Origin of the sequence: Aurantimonas litoralis, assembly GCF_026153195.1 — a bacterium.
Lineage (GTDB): Bacteria > Pseudomonadota > Alphaproteobacteria > Rhizobiales > Rhizobiaceae > Aurantimonas > Aurantimonas coralicida.
In genome coordinates, this window is record NZ_JAPFBM010000002.1 from 114,539 (window position 1) to 134,246 (window position 19,708).

A 19,708-nucleotide genomic window follows, 5' to 3' on the forward strand; every position below is an offset into this window, starting at 1 on the left:
ACATCGCTGAATCTTCGGTAAAGGCCGCGGTGCTAGAGCCCCCTTGGGAACGACCTCTCGACGGGCGAGCGTCAGGTGCGGTCGTCGCAGCTGAGGCCCTGCAGGCGCCGGGAATCGCACTTCTTGAACCAGTTGGCGAGGTAGTCGACGAACAGGCGGACGCGCGCCGGCAGATGCCGGCGATGCGGGAAGACGGCATAGATGCCGGCCTCGCTCGGCATGTAGTCGTCGAGCACCGTCACCAACCGGCCGCTTTCCAGATCCCGCCGGACGACGAAGGTCGGGCTGAGCGCCAGGCCGAGCCCGGCGATCGCCGCGGCCCGCACGGTCACCGGGCTGTTCGCGGTGAACTGGCCCGACACCGTCACCGGGATGGTTTCCTTGGTCTGCGGATCGCGGAAGACCCAGTTGGAGAACATCCGCGAATTGGAATCGATGACCGCCGGATAGCCGGCGATCTGCGAGGGGTGATTCGGCCGCCCGAGACGCTGCAGCAATTCAGGGCTCGCCACGATGGCGAAGTCGAGCGAGGCCAGGCGGCGGGCAATCATCGCGGAATCGGCCAGGCGCGTCATGCGGATGGCGACGTCGAACCCCTCCTCCACCAGATTGGCGAAGCTGTCGTCCAGATGGATGTCGAGCCCAATATCGGGATGATCCTTGGCGAAGTCGACGAGGCTGAGGCCGAGCTCGGCGTCGCCGAAGGTGCGGGCCGCCGAGACCCGGATCGTTCCCTTGGCCTCGCCGGTCGCCTCGCGGGCCTCCTCGTTGAGGCTTTCCAGATCCGACAGGATCGCCGAGGCGCGCGACAGATAGACTTCGCCGGCGGCGGTCAGCGCGATCTGCCGCGTCGTGCGGTTGATCAGGAGCGCGCCGAGTTCGTCCTCCAGCTCACGGACATATTTCGACAGCAGCGCCTTGGATCGCCCGGTCTTGCGGGCCGCCGCCGAGAACCCCTCGTTCTCCACGACCGAGATGAAGGCGCGCATCCGCGTCAGAGTATCCATGGTGCACCTTCTGAAGGCTTGGCATCGCTGCTGCCGATCGGCGGCCGGCCCCCTTCCTTGATCGGACCGGACCAAAAATCAACTCCGGGAACTTTTTCCACTTGCATATGACGAATCCCGGGCATAGGTCTCGCCTTGCCCCAAGTCGCACGTGCCTGTGGGCGTCCCCCGGTCCTCGAATGCGAGGGTTGCCGGGACGGTACCTGGATCTGACGATCCAGTCGGTTTCGCTGCTGGCGAAATCGTGGACGCCTTGAAGCAACGACGGTCCGGGCCTTTCTGGTCTCTCCTGGTCTCCACCGCCGGGAAAACTGAAGAGGCACACCATCATTGCCTGAAGTGCGGCGGGTCCAAGCCCTCCAATCCATGGCAGACTTTACCCGGCAACGGCGCGTAGCGCTTGCAGCCGGTCATCGTCGCGTCTCGCAGGGGACCGCTGCGGCAGCCTTTCGGCGGCCATCGCGGGCCTGTGCGTGCGCACACCATCGATTGCCCGGTCCGTGACGGCCGGGACCATGGGAGAGACCCAATGGCCACGCAGCGCATCCTCGACTTCCTCGCCACCCGACGTCCCGATGGCCCCTGCCTCATCGTCGACCTCGACATCGTCGAGGACAATTTCAACGCCTTCCGCAAGGCGCTGCCGGACTCCGCGATCTTCTACGCCGTCAAGGCGAACCCGGCTCCCGAAGTGCTGAAGCTGCTCGCCGGCCTCGGCTCGAACTTCGACTGCGCGTCGGTCGCCGAGGTCGAGATGGCGCTGAACGCCGGCGCCACCCCGCGCCGCATCTCCTACGGCAACACCATCAAGAAGGAGCGCGACATCGCCCGGGCCCATCAGCTCGGTGTGTCGCTCTTCGCCGTCGATTGCGTCGAGGAAGTCGAGAAAGTCGCCCGTGCGGCGCCCGGCGCCCGCGTCTTCTGCCGCGTCCTGACCGATGGCGAGGGCGCAGAATGGCCGCTGTCGCGCAAGTTCGGCTGCGTCCCGGCCATGGCGATCGACGTGCTCGTCCACGCCAACGCCCTCGGTCTCGTCGCCACCGGCGTGTCCTTCCATGTCGGCTCGCAGCAGACCGACACCGGCGCCTGGGACGCGGCGATCGCCGATGCGCGCTTCGTCTTCGAGGCGCTGGCCGAGAAGGGCATCGTCCTGACCCTGGTCAACATGGGCGGCGGCTTTCCGACCCGCTATCTCAAGGACGTCCCGGCAGCCGCCGAATACGGCCGCGCGATCTTCGCCAGCCTGCGCAAGCATTTCGGCAACCGCCTGCCCGAGACGATCATCGAGCCGGGCCGCGGCATGGTCGGCGACGCCGGCGTGGTGAAGGCCGAGGTCGTGCTGGTGTCGAAGAAGTCCGACACCGACGCCAATCGCTGGGTCTATCTCGACATCGGCAAGTTCGGCGGTCTCGCCGAGACCATGGACGAGGCGATCCGCTACCCGATCGTCACCCGGCATGACGGCGGCGCGACGGAGCCCTGCGTGATCGCCGGCCCGACCTGCGATTCGGCCGATGTCCTCTACGAGAAGACCCCCTACCCGCTGCCGCTCGCTCTGACGGTCGGGGACGAGGTGCTGATCGAGGGCACCGGGGCCTACACGACGACCTACGCCTCGGTCGCCTTCAACGGCTTCGAGCCGTTGCGGTCCTACGTGATCTGAGCGCCGCGATGATGCTCTCGACCCGACGACGGAGCCTGGAACTCCGAAGCTGACCCGGCGCTGCGGCGCCGGGGTTTCAACCCGCGTCGCCCGATCTCCGGCTCCGCTCCTGTTCGCCTCCTTCCATGTCGTGGGGGTCTTCATGTCCGCTTTTCCGCACGCCGCTGCCTTCGAGAATGCCGCCCGGCTGTTCGCCATCGGCGCCGAACTGCCCCACCAGATCGACGCGCGCGAGGCGCTTCTCGATCGGGCCATGGGCCCGGGGCGCACGCGCAAATCCTCGGAAACGATCCGCCAGGGTCGCCTGCCCGCCGAAGGCCTCGCCTTCAGCGCCACCGCCGCGGACGGCACGCTGATGGGCACGGTGCGCCTGTGGAACATCGAGGCCGGCGCCCGCGACGGCAGCCCTGTCCCGGCGCTCCTGCTCGGGCCGCTGGCCGTCGATCCGCAGCTGGCCGGAACCGGCATCGGGGCCGCCCTGATGCGTCACGCGATCGCCGAAGCGGCAAGGCTTGGCCACGCAGCGATCCTGCTGGTCGGCGATCCGGAATATTACGCGCGTTTCGGCTTTTGCGCCGACGCCACCGCGACGCTGGCCATGCCCGGCCCCTTCGAGCCGCGGCGCCTTCTGGCGCTCGAACTCGCGCCGGGGCATCTGCGTGGCGCGTCCGGCATCATCGCCCCGTCTGGTCGCCCGGCCCTGCCGACGCGTGCGAGCGGCCGGACGCCACTTGCCGACGTGGCCTGAAGCCGCACCGGCAGCCATCGCCTGAGCGAATTGTCGTTTGAAATGAGGCCTTTGCGTTCACTAGTTGCTTGTCCGACTATTGCGGAAATGCGATACGACAGAACGTAAGCGAAACAGATGGCGTTTCGGAGGGGCACCTTCCCTCGCGCCGGTTTCCGGTGCGCAGATTGGGCGGCATGGCGTTCGCAGATGAAGACCGGGTGGCCGCCCTCCTGGCCGAGAACGAAGAGCTGCGCCGCAGGCTCGACGAGCGCAGTTCCGGTGTGCAGCCGGAGCTCGACACCGCTCGCGACGAGATCGCCGCGCTCAAGCGCACCCTGCATGGCACCGAATCCCGCTACCGCCTGATCGTCGAGAGCGCCGTCGATCACGCCATCATCGTCGCCGACCTCGATGGCGTGATCTCCACCTGGAACGACGCGGCACAGCGGGTCCTCGGCTGGACCGAAGCCGACATGATCGGCCAGCCGATCGCCAGGATCTTCACGCCGGAAGACATCGAGGCCGGCGTCCCCACCAAGGAGATGCGGCTGTCGCTGGAGCGCGGGAAAGCCCAGGACAATCGCTGGCATCTGCGTTCGGACGGAGGACGCTTCTTCGCCAGCGGCGAAATGATGCCGCTTCTGGGCGATGACGACGCCCCGGCCGGATTCCTCAAGATCCTGCGCGACAAGACTCGCGAAGTCGCCGAACGCGAGGAGCTGGAAGCCAGCCGCGAACGGCTGCGGCTCGCCCTGGAAGCCTCCGATCTGGTCGGCACCTGGGACTGGGACATTCCCGGCGACGTCGTCTATGCCGATGCGCGCTTCACGCGGCTGTTCGGCCTCGACCCCGAGCAGGGCGAAAGAGGACTGCAGGTCCAGGACTTCATTGCCGGCATCCATCCCGAGGACCGCGACCGGGTCGCGGCGGCGATCACCGTCGCGGTCGAGGAATGTGGCAGCTTCGCCCAGGAATACCGGACCGTCGATCTGAACGGCGACAGCCACTGGATCTTCGCTCGGGGTCGCTGCTTCAGTGACGCGCAGGGCCGCGCGGTTCGCCTGCCCGGAGCGATCGTCGACCGCACCGTCGAGCGCACACGCGAAATTCGCCAGGCCGCGCTCCTGCGGCTGAGCGACGAACTCACCCGCAGCGAGGGCGCCGGCAGCGCCACGCTGAAGGCCTTGCAGATCCTTGGCGAGACGCTCGGCGCGTGCCGGGTCGGCTATGCGACGGTGGACCCGCAGGACATCTCCGCCCGCATTCTCGGCGAGTGGACCGACCGGCGCACGCCGCCCCTGTCCGGGCGTTATCCGCTGGCCCATTACGGCCAGCAATTCCTCGACGAGCTGCATTCCGGCATCGTCGTCATCGAGGACACTGCCGACTATTCGCCGATCCCGGAACAGGCGGCGGCCTGGGCCGCCATCCAGGTGCGCTCGCTGGTCAACATCGCCGTCATCGAGAACCAGACGGTCAAGGTTCTGCTCTACCTGCATTCCGACACGCCGCGCCGCTGGGTCGAGGAAGAGATCGCCTTCATCCGGGAGGTTCTCAACCGGGCCTGGGCCTTCAGCCAGCGCCGACGCGCCGAGCAGACGCTGATCGAGACCGAGACGCGGCTGCGGCTCGCGCAGGAAGCGGCGCAGATCGGCACCTTCGACTTCGACGCCCGCACCGGCGCGCTGGTCTGGGACAATCGGTGCCGGGCGATCTTCGGCCTGTCACCCGACGTTCCGGTGACCTACGAGACCAGCTTCCTGGAGGGGCTGCATCCCGAGGATCGCGCGCGCATTGCGGCCACGGTCGAACGGGTCCTCGACCCCGGCTCGGACGGCATCTTCGACGTCCTCTATCGCACGATCGGCCACGAGGACGGCGTCGTCCGTCACGTCAAGGCGAACGGCCAGACCATCGTCGAGAACGGAGCGACCACGCGCTTCGTCGGCGCCGTGCGCGACGTGACCGACGAGAAGGAGGCCGAGGAACGCCAGCTTCTTTTGACCCGGGAATTGCAGCACCGGGTCAAGAACACCCTCGCCATGGTCAATGCGCTGGCCAACCAGACCCTGCGCCGCGCGGCGAATGTCCAGGACGGGCTGGCCGCCTTCTCGGCGCGGCTCATTGCCCTCGGCCATGCCCATGACATCCTGACCCAGACCAGCTGGACCTCGGCCCCGATCGCGGCCATCGTCGACAATTCGCTGAAGACCCATTCGGCCGACGACAACACCCGCATCGTCGCGTCCGGCCCCGATCTTCGGCTGACGGCACGCCAGAGTCTCGCCCTGGCGCTGGGTCTGCACGAGCTGGCGACCAACGCGATCAAATACGGCTCGCTGTCCAACGATACCGGGCGTGTGGCGATCGAATGGGAGCTGGCGCACCGGGCAGGACAGAAGCACCTCAGCTTCGTCTGGCGCGAGATGGACGGTCCTGTCGTCGAAAAGCCGGCGACCCGGGGCTTCGGTTCGCGGCTGATCGAACAGGCCATGGCCGCCGAGTTCGGCGGCGAAGTGACCATCGACTACAAGCCTGACGGTCTCGTCTGCACCATCTCCGCCGACATCAGCAGCGACATGGCCGAGGCCGACAGCCCCAACGTCATCTGACGGCGGGCGGCGGACGCAAGGCCGCGCCGCCGCTCCCGCCGATAGGTGAACTGCGTCCGGGATCAGCCGGCGATGTCGATGATCCCGGCTTCGCCGCCCTCGCTGCCGAAGGCCAGCCGTTCGCCCTTCGCATCCCAGGCAAGGGTCCGTACCGGGCTGGCGCCGCCGCGACGCAGCAGCGCCTCCTTGGCGTCGGCGAAACGCACCGCCAGCACCATGCCGTCGCCATAGCCGATCGCCATCATGTCCTCGGCCGGGTGACAGGCGACGGCGGTGACCATCGTGTCGCCGCGGGTGCCGAGTTCGAGCGGCGCCTTGCCCATCGGCCCGTCCTTGCCGGAGAACGGCCACAGGATCGCGGCCGGCGCGCCGGAGGTCGCCAGGAACTTGCCCTTGGCCGACCAGGACCAGTCCTTCACTTTGGAAGGATAGCCGGTCATCCGCATGTGCTTGCCGTCCTCGACCCGCCAGCCATGCAGGGCATTCTCCTGCATGGTGGTGACGAGGAAGCGCCCGTCCGGGGAGAAGTCGACGCCCAGATGGGCGCCCTTCCATTCCAACGTGGCCGGTGCCGCACCGGTGGCGGGAAAGAACATCGAGGCGCCGTCATAATGGGCGGTTGCCGCGCGCACGCCCTTCGGGGCGAAGGCGATGTCCTCGACGGTGCGCTCGTGGCGGATTTCCTTCAGATCCCCGGCGCCGAGCCGCACATAGGCGGTCTTGCCGGATGCGAAGCCGACCGTGTTCTTCGGCCCGCCGGCCACCGCGTCGATCCATTTGCGACCGATGGAGGCGAGTTCCTCGACCGCGCCGTCAGCGGCGATGGCAAGCACCCGACCGTCCTCGCCACCAGTCAAAAGGCGCGGCGCATAGCGGTCGAGCCGCGCGGTCAGAAGGCCGCCGGCATGAGCTTCCACCGTCCGGTCGCCGCCGGCCGGAAACCGCACCGTACCGTCGGCGACGGCGAAGACCGCCTGGTCCTTCAGAAAGACCGCGGTCTCGACGAAGTCGCCGAAATCATAGGACGCAATGGACGGCATCAGGCATCGGCCCGCTGGCGAGCGGAACAGGCTTCGAACTCCGCCGACAATTCGTCGGCGTCGAGATTGCGGCCGATGAACACCAGCCGGCTCTCGCGCTTTTCGTCGTCGCGCCAAGGGCGCTGGTGATCACCCTCGACGATCATGTGGACGCCCTGCACGACATAGCGCTCCGGATCGTCCTCGAAGGCGATGATGCCCTTCAGCCGCAGGATGTTCGGACCCTGCTCCTGGGTGAGCGCCTGGATCCAGGGGAAGAACTTCTTCGGATCGAGCGTTGCGCCGCGCAGCGACACCGAGGTCACGGTCACGTCGTGCAGCTCGGCGACCTTGCCATGGTAATGATGGCCGTGATCGTGGCCCGCATGGTCGTGACCGGAATGATCGTGCCCGTCGCCGTGGTGATGGTGATGCCCGTGATCGTGATCATGGCCGCAGTCCGGCCCGCAGGTCTCGTCGTGGACGTGTTCCGCTTCCGTCAGGAACTCCGGATCGGCGTCGAGCACGCGCTTCAGATCGAACGCCCCCTGCCCGAGGACGCGCTTCAGGTCGATGCCGGCGCGCTCGGTCCGGTGGATGACGGCGTAGGGGTTGATCGCCCGCACGGTCGCCTCGACGGCCGCCAGTTCGTCCGGCGTCACGAGATCGGTCTTATTCAGCAGCACCACGTCGGCGAAGGCGATCTGGTCCTCGGCCTCGCGCGAATCCTTCAGCCGCAGCGGCAGGTGCTTGGCATCGACCAGCGCAATCACCGCATCGAGCTGGGTCTTGGAGCGCACGTCCTCGTCCATGAAGAAGGTCTGCGCCACCGGAACCGGGTCGGCGAGGCCCGTGGTCTCGACGATGATCGCGTCGAAGCGGCCCTTGCGCCGGGTCAGCCCTTCCACCACCCGCACGAGATCGCCGCGCACCGTGCAGCACACGCAGCCATTGTTCATCTCGTAGATTTCCTCGTCGGATTCCACGATCAGATCGTTGTCGATGCCGATCTCGCCGAATTCGTTGACGATGACGGCATAGCGCTTGCCGTGGTCTTCCGAGAGGATGCGGTTGAGGAGCGTCGTCTTGCCGGAGCCGAGATAGCCGGTGAGGACGGTCACGGGGATCTGGTCGGGCGTCACGCTGGGCGTATCGGACATGGAAGCTCTCCGTCTTGGGTCGGGCACGATATAGGCGCCACGCGGCGAGAATGCACGGGGGTGGTCAACGCCCGAAAGCAACTCGCCGCCGGCGGCGGAAATCAGGCGAGCCGCGCCAAGTCGAACGCGAGGACATCGTCGAGAAACGCCGTGAAGGCGTCGGCCTGATGCGCGGCGATGGCGGCGCCGATCTCGGCGGTCGCCAGCCGCGCGTCGCCGACGACGCCGGCCGGGTTGAGATCCTGCGCCATCCAGCCGAAGCCGATCCGGCCATGGGCCCTCAGATGGGCCGCCGAACCGCCGAGCTCGTCCTGCAGCGAATCGAAGGCCGCGATCGCCTCCCGCCGGACCATGTCGGGGCGCAAATGCAGCATCAACGCGGTCTCGACCGCACCGCCATGAATGCCCGAAGCAATCTCTTGCGGTGGCAGCAGGCCGTCGGGGTAGCCGAAGCGGAGCCAGGAGCAGGTCGCGACCAGAAGCCCGTGGCGGCGGCGCAGTTCGAGGGCCGCCGTGTCCATCACCGGCGTGTTGCCGCCATGGGCGTTGACGATCACCAGCCGCCGGAACCCCGCGGCGGCGAGGCTCGCCCCGACCTCGATCAGCGCCGACGTCGCGGTCTGCCATTCATGGCTGAGCGTGCCGGGAAAGGCCGCATGTTCGCAGGACTTGCCGATCCGCAATGTCGGCAGGAAGGTCACCGGCCGGTCTTCCGGCAGGCGCGCGATGACCGCCTCGACCATCGCATCGGCCAGCATCGCGTCGGTTCCGAGCGGCAGATGCGGCCCGTGCTGCTCGATGGCCGCGATCGGGACCACGGCGACGGCATCGGCCAGACCGGCGCCTTCGGCGCTCATCTCCGTCGTTGTCATCTCCTCGTAGCGACGCCGCATCATTCCTCCGCAAGGGTCGACAAGCCACCGCGCAGCGGCCAACAAGGTGGACAACATAGCGGGGCTTCGTCATTTTTGCCCCCGTGAAATCGGATCGGGGTTCCATGGCCAGCAAGAAAACCGGCAAACGCTCCGTGACGACTCAGTTGAGCCTGGCGGCGCGCGGCGCCCGCACGGCCCTGTACCAGCGCCTGGCACTGCTCGACGTCTATCCCGGTCAGGATGCGGTCCTGCTGGCGATCGGCGAGGAAGACGGCATTTCCCTGCGCGATCTGGCCGAACGCCTGTCCGTGCGCCCGCCGACCATCACCAAGACCGTGACGCGGCTGGCGGCCCAGGGCCTCGTCGAAAAGCGCCTCTCCAACAGCGACGGACGGCAGAATCACGCCCACCTGACCGAACGCGGTGCGGCGCTCGTCGACGCGGTTGGCAAGTCCCGCAAGCGGGTCGAGCGCGATGCGCTGAAGGGATTTTCCAACAAGGAGCGCAAGACCCTGCGCAAGCTCCTCGAACGCGTCACCGCCAATCTCGGCAATGCCGCCCCGGCGCCCGCCGGCTCCAGCTCCACCGCCGAGGACGATGACTGACGCAACCATTCCGTCCTGCAACGACATCTGCGGGCTTTGCGTGGCGGCCAGTCTGGGCCATAGATCGACTGGGCGTCGGGAGGAGCCCGCGTAAGTGGCGCAAAAGGTCAAACTTTCGACGATTGCCGATTCGCTGGGCCTGTCGACGGCGACAGTCTCGCTGGCGCTGCGCGACAGTCCGCTGGTGGCCGAGGTCACCCGCGAGCGGATCAAATGCACAGCCCGCGAACTCGGCTACATCTACAATCGCCGCGCCGCCTCGCTGCGCACCTCGCGCTCGGGCATTGTCGGTGTCTGCGTCCACGACATCATGAACCCGTTCTTCGGCGAGATCCTGAAATCCGTCGAGAACGAGCTCGATCGGCAGCGCCAGACCTTCATCCTGTGCAATCACCATGACGACCTCGCCAAGCAGCGCTCCTTCGTCGACACGCTGCTGCAGCTGGGCGCTGACGGGCTGATCCTGTCGCCGGCGATCGGCACGCCGGCCAGCGACATACGCCTTCCCGAGGAGAACGACCTGCCGGTGACGCTGATCGCCCGCACGGTCGAGGGCTCGGGCGTCCTCGGCTTTCGCGGCGACGATTCCTACGGCATGGGGCTGGCGGTCGATCATCTGGTCGCCCTCGGCCATCGCCGCATCGCCATGATCGGCGGCACGGCGCTGACCTCCACCGGTCGCGACCGCGAGGCCGGATATCTGGCCGCGCTGGAGCGCGCCGGCATCGAATTTCGCCCCGAATGGCGGATCGAGGGACCGCGCAACCGTCATTCCGGCTTCGACGCGGCCGCGACCTTTCTTCAGATCGAGAACCGCCCGACGGCCGCGGCCTGTTTCTCCGACCTCGTCGCCCTCGGCTTCATGTACGGCCTGTCGCGGGCCGGGCTGCGTCCCGGCGTCGATATCGCGGTCACCGGCTATGACGACATCGACGAGGCGGCGATCGCCACCCCGCCGCTATGCACCGTGTCGAATGGCCAGAGCGAGGTCGGCCGCCGCGCCGCCGAAGCGCTGCTGGCTCGCCTGGCCGGCCAGCCCGCCGCCGACGAGACCATCCTCATTACCCCCGAGCTCCGTGTCCGCCAGTCCAGCGACTACAGCTGGCCCGACTGAGCCTGTCCGGGTTTCACCACACGAACGACAACAAGCAGAAGAGGAAGCCTACATGTCAGACCTGTCCGCCGTTACCATCCTGGTCCCCGGCAAGATGAACCCCGATACGCTGGATACCCTGAAGGCGACGTTCGACGTGGAGCATCTCGCCGGCCGCAAGCTGGAGGATCTGTCGGAGGAGCGCCGCCAGGCGATCCGCGGCATCGCCCAGATGGGCCAGGTGCCGGCCGCGATGATCGACGCGCTTCCGAATCTCGAGCTGATCGCCAATTTCGGCGTCGGCTATGACGGCGTCGATACGGCCCATGCCACGAAGAAGGGCGTCGTCGTCACCAACACGCCGGAGGTCCTCACCGAGGAGGTGGCCGACATCACCCTCGCCCTCGTCCTGATGACGACGCGCGAACTCGGCGCCGCCGAGCGCCACCTGCGCGAGGGCAAGTGGGAGAGCGAGGGCCCGTACCCGCTGACCCAGACGACCCTGCGCGGGCGCACGGCCGGCATCATGGGCCTCGGCCGCATCGGCCTTGCCATTGCCCGCCGCCTGGAAGGCTTCGACGTCAAGATCGAATACCACAACCGGTCGAAGCGCGATGACGTGGCCTACCCCTATCACGCCGACCTCCTGAGCCTGGCGAAGTCCGTCGACACGCTGATCGTGGCGGCCCCGGGTGGGGCGTCCACCGAAAAGGCGGTCAACGCCGAGGTCCTGAAGGCGCTCGGCTCCGACGGTATCCTGGTCAATATCGGCCGCGGCACCACGGTGGACGAGCCGGCCCTGATCGAGGCGTTGGAGAACGGCACGATCCGCGCCGCCGGCCTCGACGTCTTCGAGAAGGAGCCGCATGTGCCCGAGCGGCTGAAGGCGCTGCCGAACACCGTGCTCCTGCCGCATGTCGGCTCGGCCTCGCGCCACACCCGCGCCGAGATGGGCAAGCTGGTCGTCGGCAATCTGGTCGAATGGTTCTCCGGCCGCGCGCCGGTGACCCCGGTCTCCGAATCGGTCGAGGCCGGCATCGCCCGCAAGGGCTGAGCCATGCGGCACCGCACCCGTCGAAGGGTGCGGTGCCGAACCAGACCTGAACACATTCCTAAATTCGAGGGTGGTCATCAACCTTCGCTTAAGGTTGTTCGCATCATAATGGGTCCTGACGAAGAAAAGGGCCCTCCATGAACTTCGCCGCAACCGCTCTTGGCGCCGGAATTGCCGCCGCCGTAGTCATCGCGCATCTGCAGGGTGCCCTGACGCCTGCGTCCGACGCCTTCACCGGCGCGACCGTCATCGACGCACGGCTCGATCCCATGACCACGGCCTCCATTGCGCCCACCGTCAGCGACACCTCGCGTCCGGCCGCGATCCGGCTGATCGACCTGCGCAGCGGCGTGACCTGCAAGATGGCGACGCCCGAGAGCGCGGCACGGCATTTCGCGCCGGCGCCCATCGGCCCCGACTGCGCCGGCTCGCCCGATCTGCAGAATGTCGCCCTCTGGCGCTCCAGCAGCGACGGCTCACTGGAACTGGCCGACAGCGATGGCCAGACGGTCCTCCGCTTCATGCCTGGCGACGGCGTCCTCTACGAATCCATCTATCCGTCCGAAGCCATGGTGACGATCGTCCGTTCGCGCGGCTGATCGGAACGCGCTCCTTCGGGCTTCCCCGTCCGTTTCGCTCCCTGCTGAGACTTGCCCCAACCGGCCCGGCGCGCGCAGATGCACGCTCGCCAGCGCGTGCCCGGCGACAGTTTTTGCTGCAATGCAGCATCCGGCCATTGAACCGGCCTGCCCACCCTTCCATCTACCGCTCTGGCGAATGGTGATGTGAAGCACGATCCATTGGCCGCGGGAGACCGACGCGCGTGTGACGATCGAAGGATTGTCCGCCCCGTCCCTCCCCGAAGCCACGCACCATCCGTGAGACCTGAGGTCTCGATGGTGGCGCGGCGCGGCAGCAAAGGATCGAGCCCATGCATATTCCCTCCCAGTCCGACATGGCGGAAGTCACGCGCCTGACCCGCAGCGGCCGCCTGCGCGAGGCGATGGCGCTGCTGCGCAAGGGCCATCCCGGGGCGTCCGACGCCGCCAAGGCGCCCCAGACTGCCGATGGCGACACCGCCATGCCCGATCCCGGCGAAGTCGCCCGATCGATGCTGGGCGCGATGTTCGGCAATGCTGCGGGGGCCACTGCTTCGCAGACACCCGCACCGGCACAGTCGCGTTTCCGCAGGGCCCGGGCCAAGCCTGCCCAGGACGATCCGCGCTTCCGGACGCGCCGCTACAGCGCCGTCGCCGGCAGCCGCGACTACAAGCTCTATGTCCCGACCAGCCTTCCCGCAGGTCCTGTGCCGCTGGTCGTGATGCTGCATGGCTGCACCCAGTCGCCGGACGATTTCGCCGCCGGAACCCGTATGAACGAACTGGCCGAAGAACAGGGCTTCCTCGTCGCCTATCCGGCGCAGTCCAAGGCGGCGAACGTCAAGAAGTGCTGGAACTGGTTCTCCGCCGCCGACCAGATGCGCGAACAGGGCGAACCGTCGCTCATCGCCGGCATCACCCGGGAGATAATGGCCGAGCATGCGGTGGATCCGGGCCGGGTCTATGTCGCAGGCCTCTCCGCCGGCGGCGCTGCCGCGGCGATCATGGGCGCTGTCTATCCCGAACTCTACGCGGCCGTCGGCGTCCATTCGGGGCTGGCGCGTGGCGCGGCGCGCGACATGGCCTCGGCCTTCGCCGCCATGCAGGGCGCGAACGTCGCCACGGTGCCGGTCTCGCGGCAGGTGGTGCCGACCATCGTCTTCCACGGCGATGGCGACACGACCGTACATCCCGCCAATGCCGAGAGTGTCATCACGCAGGCCAGCGCCGGCAACCGCTTCAGCGTTACGAGCGAAGATGGCCGGGCCGCAGGCGATGTCGCCTGGCAGCGCACCCTCCATACCGACGCCGATGGTCGCGCAGTGCTGGAAAACTGGACGATCAAAGGCGCGGGCCATGCCTGGTCCGGCGGCAGTTCGGCCGGAACCTACACCGACCCGAACGGCCCCGATGCCAGCCGCGAAATGCTGCGGTTCTTCTTCGCCCGGACGGACTGATCAGCGATCTGCGACAACGGCACGGCGCATGTCTTCGAGACTGCGCCGTTGCCGTCCCGCAGCGTCCAAATTCTCCGGCGCCAGCCAGGCCTCGAAACCGGCGCGCAGCGCCGGCCATTCGCCGTCGAGGATCGAGAACCACGCCGTATCGCGGTTGCGTCCCTTGACGATCATGTGCTGGCGAAAGAGCCCCTCATGGGTGAAGCCGAGCCGCAGCGCGGCACGCTTGGACGGCGCATTGCCATCGTCGCATTTCCACTCGAAGCGCCGGTAGCCGAGGTCGTCGAAAACCCGGCCCATCAGCAGGAAGAACGCTTCCGTCGCCGCGACCGTGCGCTTCAGTGACGGCGCCAGGCAGATATGGCCGATCTCGATCACGCCATTCGGCCGGTCCATCCGCATCAGGGCGGCGACACCCTCGGCCCGGCGGCTCGTCGCCGGCACCAGCGCGTGGAACAGCATTTCCCCGGACAGGTAGGTGCGGTTTGCCCATTCCGAGAACGCCGGCGCGTCCGTGAAGGGCCCGTAGGGCAGGTAGTCGTAGAGGCTCTCGTTGCCCGGCTGGCCGTAGGCGGCAAAGAGTTCGCCGAAACGACGGTCGTCGGTGATCGGCTCGACCGTCACCGATCGCCCGACCAGCGGCGTCGTTCCGGGCGCCGCCCGGCTCCTGTAGCCTGAAAGATCGCTCACCGGGCGGTCTCCTGATGGCTGCGCTCGCGGATGAACAGCAGCGTGCGGTCGCGGATCGTCTCGTCGTTCAGCGGCAGCGCCGTGGCGAAGGACGTGATCGCCCCGATATGATCGACGCCCGGATAGATGATCTCGGTGGCATCGCCGCCCTGTGCGCGCATCTTGGTGGCCAGCGAACGGGTGTTCTGCGGATTGACGGTGGTGTCGTCCTCGCCGGCGATCAGCAGCATCGGCGGCTCGTCGCCATCGACGAAGTTCACCGGCTGGCTGGCCGAGCGGGTCTCCTGCGGGAAGATCTGCTTGTAGCGATCCTCGGTCAGCGGCAGGAAGTCATAAGGTCCGGCAAGCCCGATGAAGCCGGCCAGCGTCTCGATCGCCGCGCCTTCGCGTGCCAGCCAGTCGCCATTGGTCGCCAGCAGGCCGGCGATCTCCGCTCCCGCCGAATGCCCCATCAGGAAGACCGGGTGCGCGCCGCCCGGCATGCCGTAGGCCCCGCCGCGCACCGTGGCGATCGCCCGCGCCGTGGCCTCGGCGGCGTCCTCGACGAAGCCGGGAAAGCGGACCTCGGGATAGAGCCTGTAGTCGGGGATCGCGACGATGATGCCGGCGCTGGCCAGCGACTGGCCGACGAAGAGATAGGTCTCCTTGTCGCCCGAATCCCAGCTGCCGCCATAGAGGAAGACGACCAGCGGCGTCGTCTCGGTGACGGTCGCGGGAATGTAGAGGTCGTAGCGGCCACGCTCGCCGCTGCCATAGGGAATGTCGCTGACGACGCCGTAGCCGTCGCCGCTGGTCGCCGCATTGAGAACGGCCGCACACCCCGACAGGGCCAGCCCGACCGCAAGCGACAGAAGAATTGCGGCGCGCCGTGGCCAGCGGGACGATAACGCACGAAGGAACAGGTCAGCTCTCATGACGCCGTGATGTAGCGCCGCGCCCGACCGCAGCAATCCTGCCATCGGGTTGAATTGATTGAACTTCCTTAATTCTCGGCAAGATGGGTGCCGATCCGCTCCAGCGAGGCTGCGGCTTCGTTCAGCGTTTCCACGAAACGCGCCCGTTCGGCCTTCAGGCTGTCCTCGTTCTCGCCCGACTGCGCCGCGTTCGCGGCGATGCCCGATTCCAGCTCGGCAATCCGCCGCCTTGCTTCCGCCAGTTCGTCCGTCGCCATGATCGCCGCCATGACGGTCAGCCGCAGATCGCCGATCTGTCCGAAACTGTCGCGCAGTCCGGCAATCTTGCGGTCCACCTCCTTCGCCAGTTCGGTCAGATGGGCTTCCTCGCCATCACCGCAGGCCATGCGATAGGTCTTGTCGTCGATGGTCACGACCACCTGGGGCATGCGACGCTCTCCCGCTTAAGCCGATTTGTGCCGGTCGAGGACGGAGCGCACGCGCTCCATCGCATCGACCAGACGCCGCGAGACGTCCCGATTGGCGCGGTCCAGCCGTTCGCCGCGCGCCAGCGCCGTGTCCAGCTCCTTCGCCAGCCGACCCCTGTCGGCGGTCATGCGCTGGATCTCGACCTCGGCGTCGCGCACCGCGGCCTCCCGCTCACGGCGCAGCTCCACCAGATCGTCCAGACGTTGGATCGCGGTTCGAAGGCGCTGTTGCGCCGCCTCGAAACCCTCCTCGGCCGACATGGCTCCATCTCCCCTCGCGACCGGGCAGGGCCGGTCCCCAAACGCATTTCCATCATGTTCCGCCGTCCCTTGCCGGCGAATGTCCATGTGGAGCACTAAACCATTGCCGCCAAAAGTGCAGGCGATTTTCGGGCGGTGCAATCTCTTCGTCCCGCGCTTTCCCAGCCACCCGCCTGGCGAATGGCCTCACCCGGCCGGCGCGACTGCGGCGCGATCTGCGACTTTGCCTTTGTTGACAGCACGATGCCCGTATGATGTTTGCCGCCGGTCTCGGCACCGCCGGAACGCCCAGCTTCCAAGCGCTACCGGAGCAGAACATGACGTCACCCGACACGCACCGCGACATGGCGAATGCCATCCGCTTCCTGTCGGCCGACGCCGTGGAAGCGGCGAATTCCGGCCATCCCGGCCTGCCCATGGGCGCGGCCGACATCGCCACCGTCCTGTTCTCGCGATTCCTGACCTTCGATCCGCGCGCCCCCCACTGGGCCGACCGCGACCGCTTCGTGTTCTCGGCCGGCCACGGCTCGATGCTGCTCTACAGCCTGCTCTATCTGCTCGGCTATGACGGCGTCGGCATCGACGATCTCAAGGCCTTCCGCCAGCTTGGCTCGAAGACCGCCGGCCATCCCGAATACAAGCATTGCGAGGGCATCGAGACGACCACCGGTCCGCTTGGCCAGGGTCTGGGCAACGCCGTCGGCATGGCGCTTGCCGAGCGGATCATGAACGCCCGCTTCGGCGATGCGATCGTCGACCACCGCACCTATGTGCTCGCCGGCGACGGCTGCCTGATGGAGGGCCTCAGCCAGGAATCCATCGCGCTCGCCGGCCATCTGCGCCTGTCGAAGCTGATCGTCCTGTGGGACGACAACGGCATCACCATCGATGGCGACGTCGCCCTGTCGGATTCCACCGACCAGATGGCACGCTTTGCCGCCTGCAACTGGAACACCCTGCGCTGCGACGGTCACGACCCGGAGGCCATCGCCGAGGCGATCACCGCCGCGCAGGGCAGCGACCGCCCGACCCTGATCGCCTGCAAGACCACCATCGGCCACGGCGCGCCGACCAAGGCCGGCAGCGCCAAGGCCCATGGCGCGCCGCTCGGCGCCGATGAGATCGCCCAGATGCGCGAGGCGCTCGGCTGGGAGCACGCGCCGTTCGAGATTCCCGCCGCGATCCTCGATCGCTGGCGCCTCGCCGGTCTGCGCTCGTCGACCCACCGCAAGGAATGGGAGCGTCGCTTCGCCGAGATCGACGCCGAGACCCGTGGCGAGTTCGAGCGCCGGGTCCGCGGCGACCTGCCCAGCGGCTTCACCCAGGCGCTGCAGCGCTGCAAGCGACGCTTCAACGAGGAGCGGCCGGAGATCGCCACCCGCAAGGCCTCGGAACTGGCGCTCGAGGTCCTCAACGCCGTGGTCGTCGAGACCATCGGCGGCTCGGCCGATCTCACCGGGTCCAACAACACCCGCACCAGCCAGACCGAAGCGATCGTGCCGGGCGACTATGCCGGCCGCTACGTCCATTACGGCATTCGCGAACACGGCATGGCTGCCGCGATGAATGGCCTCGCCCTGCATGGCGGCATCATTCCCTATGGCGGCACCTTCCTCGTCTTCTCCGACTATGCCCGCGGCGCCATGCGCCTGTCGGCCCTGATGGGCCTGCGGGTCGTCTATGTGCTGACCCATGATTCCATCGGCCTTGGCGAGGACGGCCCGACCCACCAGCCGGTCGAGCATCTGGCCTCGCTGCGCGCCATGCCGAACATGCAGGTATTCCGCCCGGCTGACGCGGTGGAAACGCTGGAATGCTGGCAGCTCGCGCTGGAATCGCGCAATGCGCCATCAGTGCTCGCCCTCAGCCGCCAGAACCTGCCGACCCTCCGGCTCGACCAGCACGACGAGAACAAGAGCGCCCGCGGCGCCTACGAGATCAGCTCGACCTCGGGCGACGCCGAGGTCACGATCTATGCCACCGGCTCGGAGGTCCAGATCGCGCTGGCCGCCAGCACCATCCTGGAAGCCGACGGCATCCCCACCCGCGTCGTCTCCGTCCCCTGCTTCGAGCTGTTCGATAGGCAGAGCCCGGAATATCGCAGCGCCATGCTCGACAATGGCGGCCTCAAGGTCGCCATCGAGGCCGGCGTGCGGCAGGGCTGGGATCATTTCGTCGGCCGCAACGGCATCTTCATCGGCATGGACGGCTTCGGCGCCTCGGGCCCCGCGTCCGAGCTCTACGAGCATTTCGGCATCACCACCGAAGCGGTGGTCGCGGCCGTGCGTGCGCGCCTGGCCCCGGAGCCCGAGGAAAGCTGACGCTTTCCGTCATCACGGAAAGTCATCCGGACCATAAGAATTGCTGACCGCCGGCAATATTGATCCCAGCCGCCCGCTTCTGTAGAGGCCATGGCGAACGAGATGCCCGGCGGGTACGGCCGCGCGCCACCACAGGAGACGGATCATGACAGTTCGCGTTGCAATCAATGGCTTCGGCCGCATCGGCCGCAATGTGCTGCGTGCCATCATCGAATCCGGCCGCACCGACATCGAGGTCGTCGGCATCAACGATCTCGGCCCGGTCGAGACCAATGCGCATCTGATCCGCTTCGACAGCGTCCATGGCCGCTTCCCGGGCACCGTCACGGTCGACGGCAACACCATCGACGTTGGCCGCGGTCCGATCCGCGTGACCGCCGAGCGCGACCCGAAGAACCTGCCCTGGAAGGAACTCGGCGTCGACATCGCCCTCGAGTGCACCGGCATCTTCACCGATCCCGCAAAGGCCTCGGCCCATCTGGAAGCCGGCGCGAAGAAGGTGCTGATCTCCGGCCCCCTCTCCGGTACGGCCGGCGCCGAGAAGACCATCGTCTATGGCGTCAATCACGACACGCTGACCGCCGACGACACGATCGTCTCCAATGCCTCCTGCACGACCAACTGCCTGGCCCCGGTCGCCAAGGTCCTCAACGACGCGATCGGCATCGACAAGGGCTTCATGACGACGATCCATTCCTATACCGGCGACCAGCCGACGCTCGACACCATGCACAAGGATCTCTACCGCGGCCGCGCCGCCGCCCTGTCGATGATCCCGACCTCGACCGGTGCCGCCAAGGCCGTCGCGCTGGTGATGCCTGAGCTCAAGGGTCGCCTCGACGGCGTCGCCATCCGCGTCCCGACCCCCAACGTCTCGGTCGTCGACTTCAACTTCATCGCCAAGCGCGAGACCACCGTCGAGGAAGTGCAGAACGCCATCCGCACCGCCGCCGACGGCCCGCTGAAGAACATTCTCGGCTACACCGACGCCCCGAACGTCTCGTGCGACTTCAACCACGACCCGCATTCCTCGGTCTTCCACATGGACCAGACCAAGGTCATGGACGGCACCTTCGTGCGCATCCTGTCCTGGTACGACAACGAATGGGGCTTCTCCAACCGCATGTCCGACACCGCCATCGCGCTCGCCAACGCGGGCTGAGCGAGGCGGGTCGCGACCG

Annotated in this window: 18 protein-coding genes; 10 read left to right on the top strand and 8 right to left on the bottom strand. The window is 67.4% G+C overall.

All coding sequences use genetic code 11. The annotated features are described in order from the left end of the window. Nucleotides 1-71: 71 nt before the first annotated feature. Nucleotides 72-1,007, bottom strand: coding sequence for a LysR family transcriptional regulator (locus N7I30_RS05475; RefSeq protein ID WP_498637289.1), 936 nt, complete (start codon nucleotides 1,005-1,007; stop codon nucleotides 72-74). Nucleotides 1,008-1,536: 529 nt separating this feature from the next. Here N7I30_RS05475 and N7I30_RS05480 point away from each other — a divergent pair. The 3 genes from N7I30_RS05480 to N7I30_RS05490 all read left to right on the top strand — a co-directional run bounded on the left by N7I30_RS05480 (nucleotide 1,537) and on the right by N7I30_RS05490 (nucleotide 6,012). Next, nucleotides 1,537-2,670, top strand: coding sequence for a type III PLP-dependent enzyme (locus tag N7I30_RS05480; protein ID WP_187390360.1), 1,134 nt, complete (start codon nucleotides 1,537-1,539; stop codon nucleotides 2,668-2,670). Between the two features lie 142 nt (nucleotides 2,671-2,812). Next, on the top strand, nucleotides 2,813-3,418 hold the full coding sequence (locus N7I30_RS05485; protein ID WP_498637291.1) for a GNAT family N-acetyltransferase: 606 nt from the start codon (nucleotides 2,813-2,815) through the stop codon (nucleotides 3,416-3,418). A 176-nt stretch (nucleotides 3,419-3,594) separates the two neighbouring features. Continuing rightward, nucleotides 3,595-6,012, top strand: a complete 2,418-nt coding sequence (locus N7I30_RS05490) for a PAS domain-containing sensor histidine kinase (RefSeq protein ID WP_498637294.1) — start codon at nucleotides 3,595-3,597, stop codon at nucleotides 6,010-6,012. Between the two features lie 62 nt (nucleotides 6,013-6,074). On the opposite strand, the gene N7I30_RS05495 is transcribed toward N7I30_RS05490, so the two are convergent. From N7I30_RS05495 to N7I30_RS05505, 3 genes are all read right to left on the bottom strand, one after another. Beyond that, nucleotides 6,075-7,052: a WD40 repeat domain-containing protein gene (locus tag N7I30_RS05495; protein WP_498637296.1), complete on the bottom strand. Its 978-nt coding sequence runs from the start codon at nucleotides 7,050-7,052 to the stop codon at nucleotides 6,075-6,077. After that, the gene (locus N7I30_RS05500) at nucleotides 7,052-8,191 is read right to left on the bottom strand and encodes a CobW family GTP-binding protein (protein ID WP_498637298.1); all 1,140 of its coding nucleotides are present in this window, start codon (nucleotides 8,189-8,191) and stop codon (nucleotides 7,052-7,054) included. The genes N7I30_RS05495 and N7I30_RS05500 overlap by 1 nt, the downstream gene beginning before the upstream one ends. 101 nt (nucleotides 8,192-8,292) lie before the next feature. Continuing rightward, nucleotides 8,293-9,048, bottom strand: a complete 756-nt coding sequence (locus N7I30_RS05505) for a creatininase family protein (protein ID WP_498637300.1) — start codon at nucleotides 9,046-9,048, stop codon at nucleotides 8,293-8,295. 140 nt (nucleotides 9,049-9,188) lie between these two features. Between N7I30_RS05505 and N7I30_RS05510 the strand changes: the two genes are divergently transcribed. From N7I30_RS05510 to N7I30_RS05530, 5 genes are all read left to right on the top strand, one after another. Beyond that, on the top strand, nucleotides 9,189-9,671 hold the full coding sequence (locus tag N7I30_RS05510; RefSeq protein ID WP_498637301.1) for a MarR family winged helix-turn-helix transcriptional regulator: 483 nt from the start codon (nucleotides 9,189-9,191) through the stop codon (nucleotides 9,669-9,671). Nucleotides 9,672-9,765: 94 nt separating this feature from the next. Continuing rightward, the gene (locus N7I30_RS05515; RefSeq protein WP_498637303.1) at nucleotides 9,766-10,785 is read left to right on the top strand and encodes a LacI family DNA-binding transcriptional regulator; all 1,020 of its coding nucleotides are present in this window, start codon (nucleotides 9,766-9,768) and stop codon (nucleotides 10,783-10,785) included. A 52-nt stretch (nucleotides 10,786-10,837) separates the two neighbouring features. After that, nucleotides 10,838-11,818 carry a 2-hydroxyacid dehydrogenase gene (locus N7I30_RS05520; RefSeq protein WP_024349067.1) on the top strand — a complete coding sequence of 327 codons (981 nt, stop codon included), beginning with the start codon at nucleotides 10,838-10,840 and terminating at the stop codon, nucleotides 11,816-11,818. Nucleotides 11,819-11,955: 137 nt separating this feature from the next. Beyond that, nucleotides 11,956-12,417, top strand: coding sequence for a hypothetical protein (locus N7I30_RS05525; RefSeq protein ID WP_498637305.1), 462 nt, complete (start codon nucleotides 11,956-11,958; stop codon nucleotides 12,415-12,417). 332 nt (nucleotides 12,418-12,749) lie between these two features. Then, the gene (locus tag N7I30_RS05530) at nucleotides 12,750-13,874 is read left to right on the top strand and encodes an extracellular catalytic domain type 1 short-chain-length polyhydroxyalkanoate depolymerase (protein WP_498637307.1); all 1,125 of its coding nucleotides are present in this window, start codon (nucleotides 12,750-12,752) and stop codon (nucleotides 13,872-13,874) included. Here N7I30_RS05530 and N7I30_RS05535 read toward each other — a convergent pair whose 3' ends face one another. The 4 genes from N7I30_RS05535 to N7I30_RS05550 form a co-directional block, all read right to left on the bottom strand. Then, nucleotides 13,875-14,564: a GNAT family N-acetyltransferase gene (locus tag N7I30_RS05535; RefSeq protein ID WP_498637309.1), complete on the bottom strand. Its 690-nt coding sequence runs from the start codon at nucleotides 14,562-14,564 to the stop codon at nucleotides 13,875-13,877. Then, nucleotides 14,561-15,478, bottom strand: a complete 918-nt coding sequence (locus N7I30_RS05540) for an alpha/beta hydrolase (RefSeq protein WP_498637311.1) — start codon at nucleotides 15,476-15,478, stop codon at nucleotides 14,561-14,563. Before N7I30_RS05540 ends, N7I30_RS05535 begins: the two co-directional genes overlap by 4 nt. A 68-nt stretch (nucleotides 15,479-15,546) precedes the next feature. Next, complete coding sequence (locus N7I30_RS05545; RefSeq protein ID WP_187390371.1) at nucleotides 15,547-15,906, bottom strand: cell division protein ZapA; 360 nt, start codon at nucleotides 15,904-15,906, stop codon at nucleotides 15,547-15,549. A gap of 15 nt (nucleotides 15,907-15,921) precedes the next feature. Next, nucleotides 15,922-16,206, bottom strand: a complete 285-nt coding sequence (locus N7I30_RS05550) for a DUF4164 domain-containing protein (protein ID WP_024349073.1) — start codon at nucleotides 16,204-16,206, stop codon at nucleotides 15,922-15,924. Between the two features lie 317 nt (nucleotides 16,207-16,523). Here N7I30_RS05550 and tkt point away from each other — a divergent pair, with 317 nt between their 5' ends. Both tkt and gap read left to right on the top strand, forming a co-directional pair. Next, nucleotides 16,524-18,527: a transketolase gene (tkt, locus tag N7I30_RS05555; protein ID WP_498637314.1), complete on the top strand. Its 2,004-nt coding sequence runs from the start codon at nucleotides 16,524-16,526 to the stop codon at nucleotides 18,525-18,527. A gap of 145 nt (nucleotides 18,528-18,672) precedes the next feature. Continuing rightward, a complete protein-coding gene (gene gap, locus N7I30_RS05560) occupies nucleotides 18,673-19,689 on the top strand; it encodes a type I glyceraldehyde-3-phosphate dehydrogenase (RefSeq protein ID WP_024349075.1) in 1,017 nt (338 codons plus the stop codon). Nucleotides 19,690-19,708 lie beyond the last annotated feature (19 nt).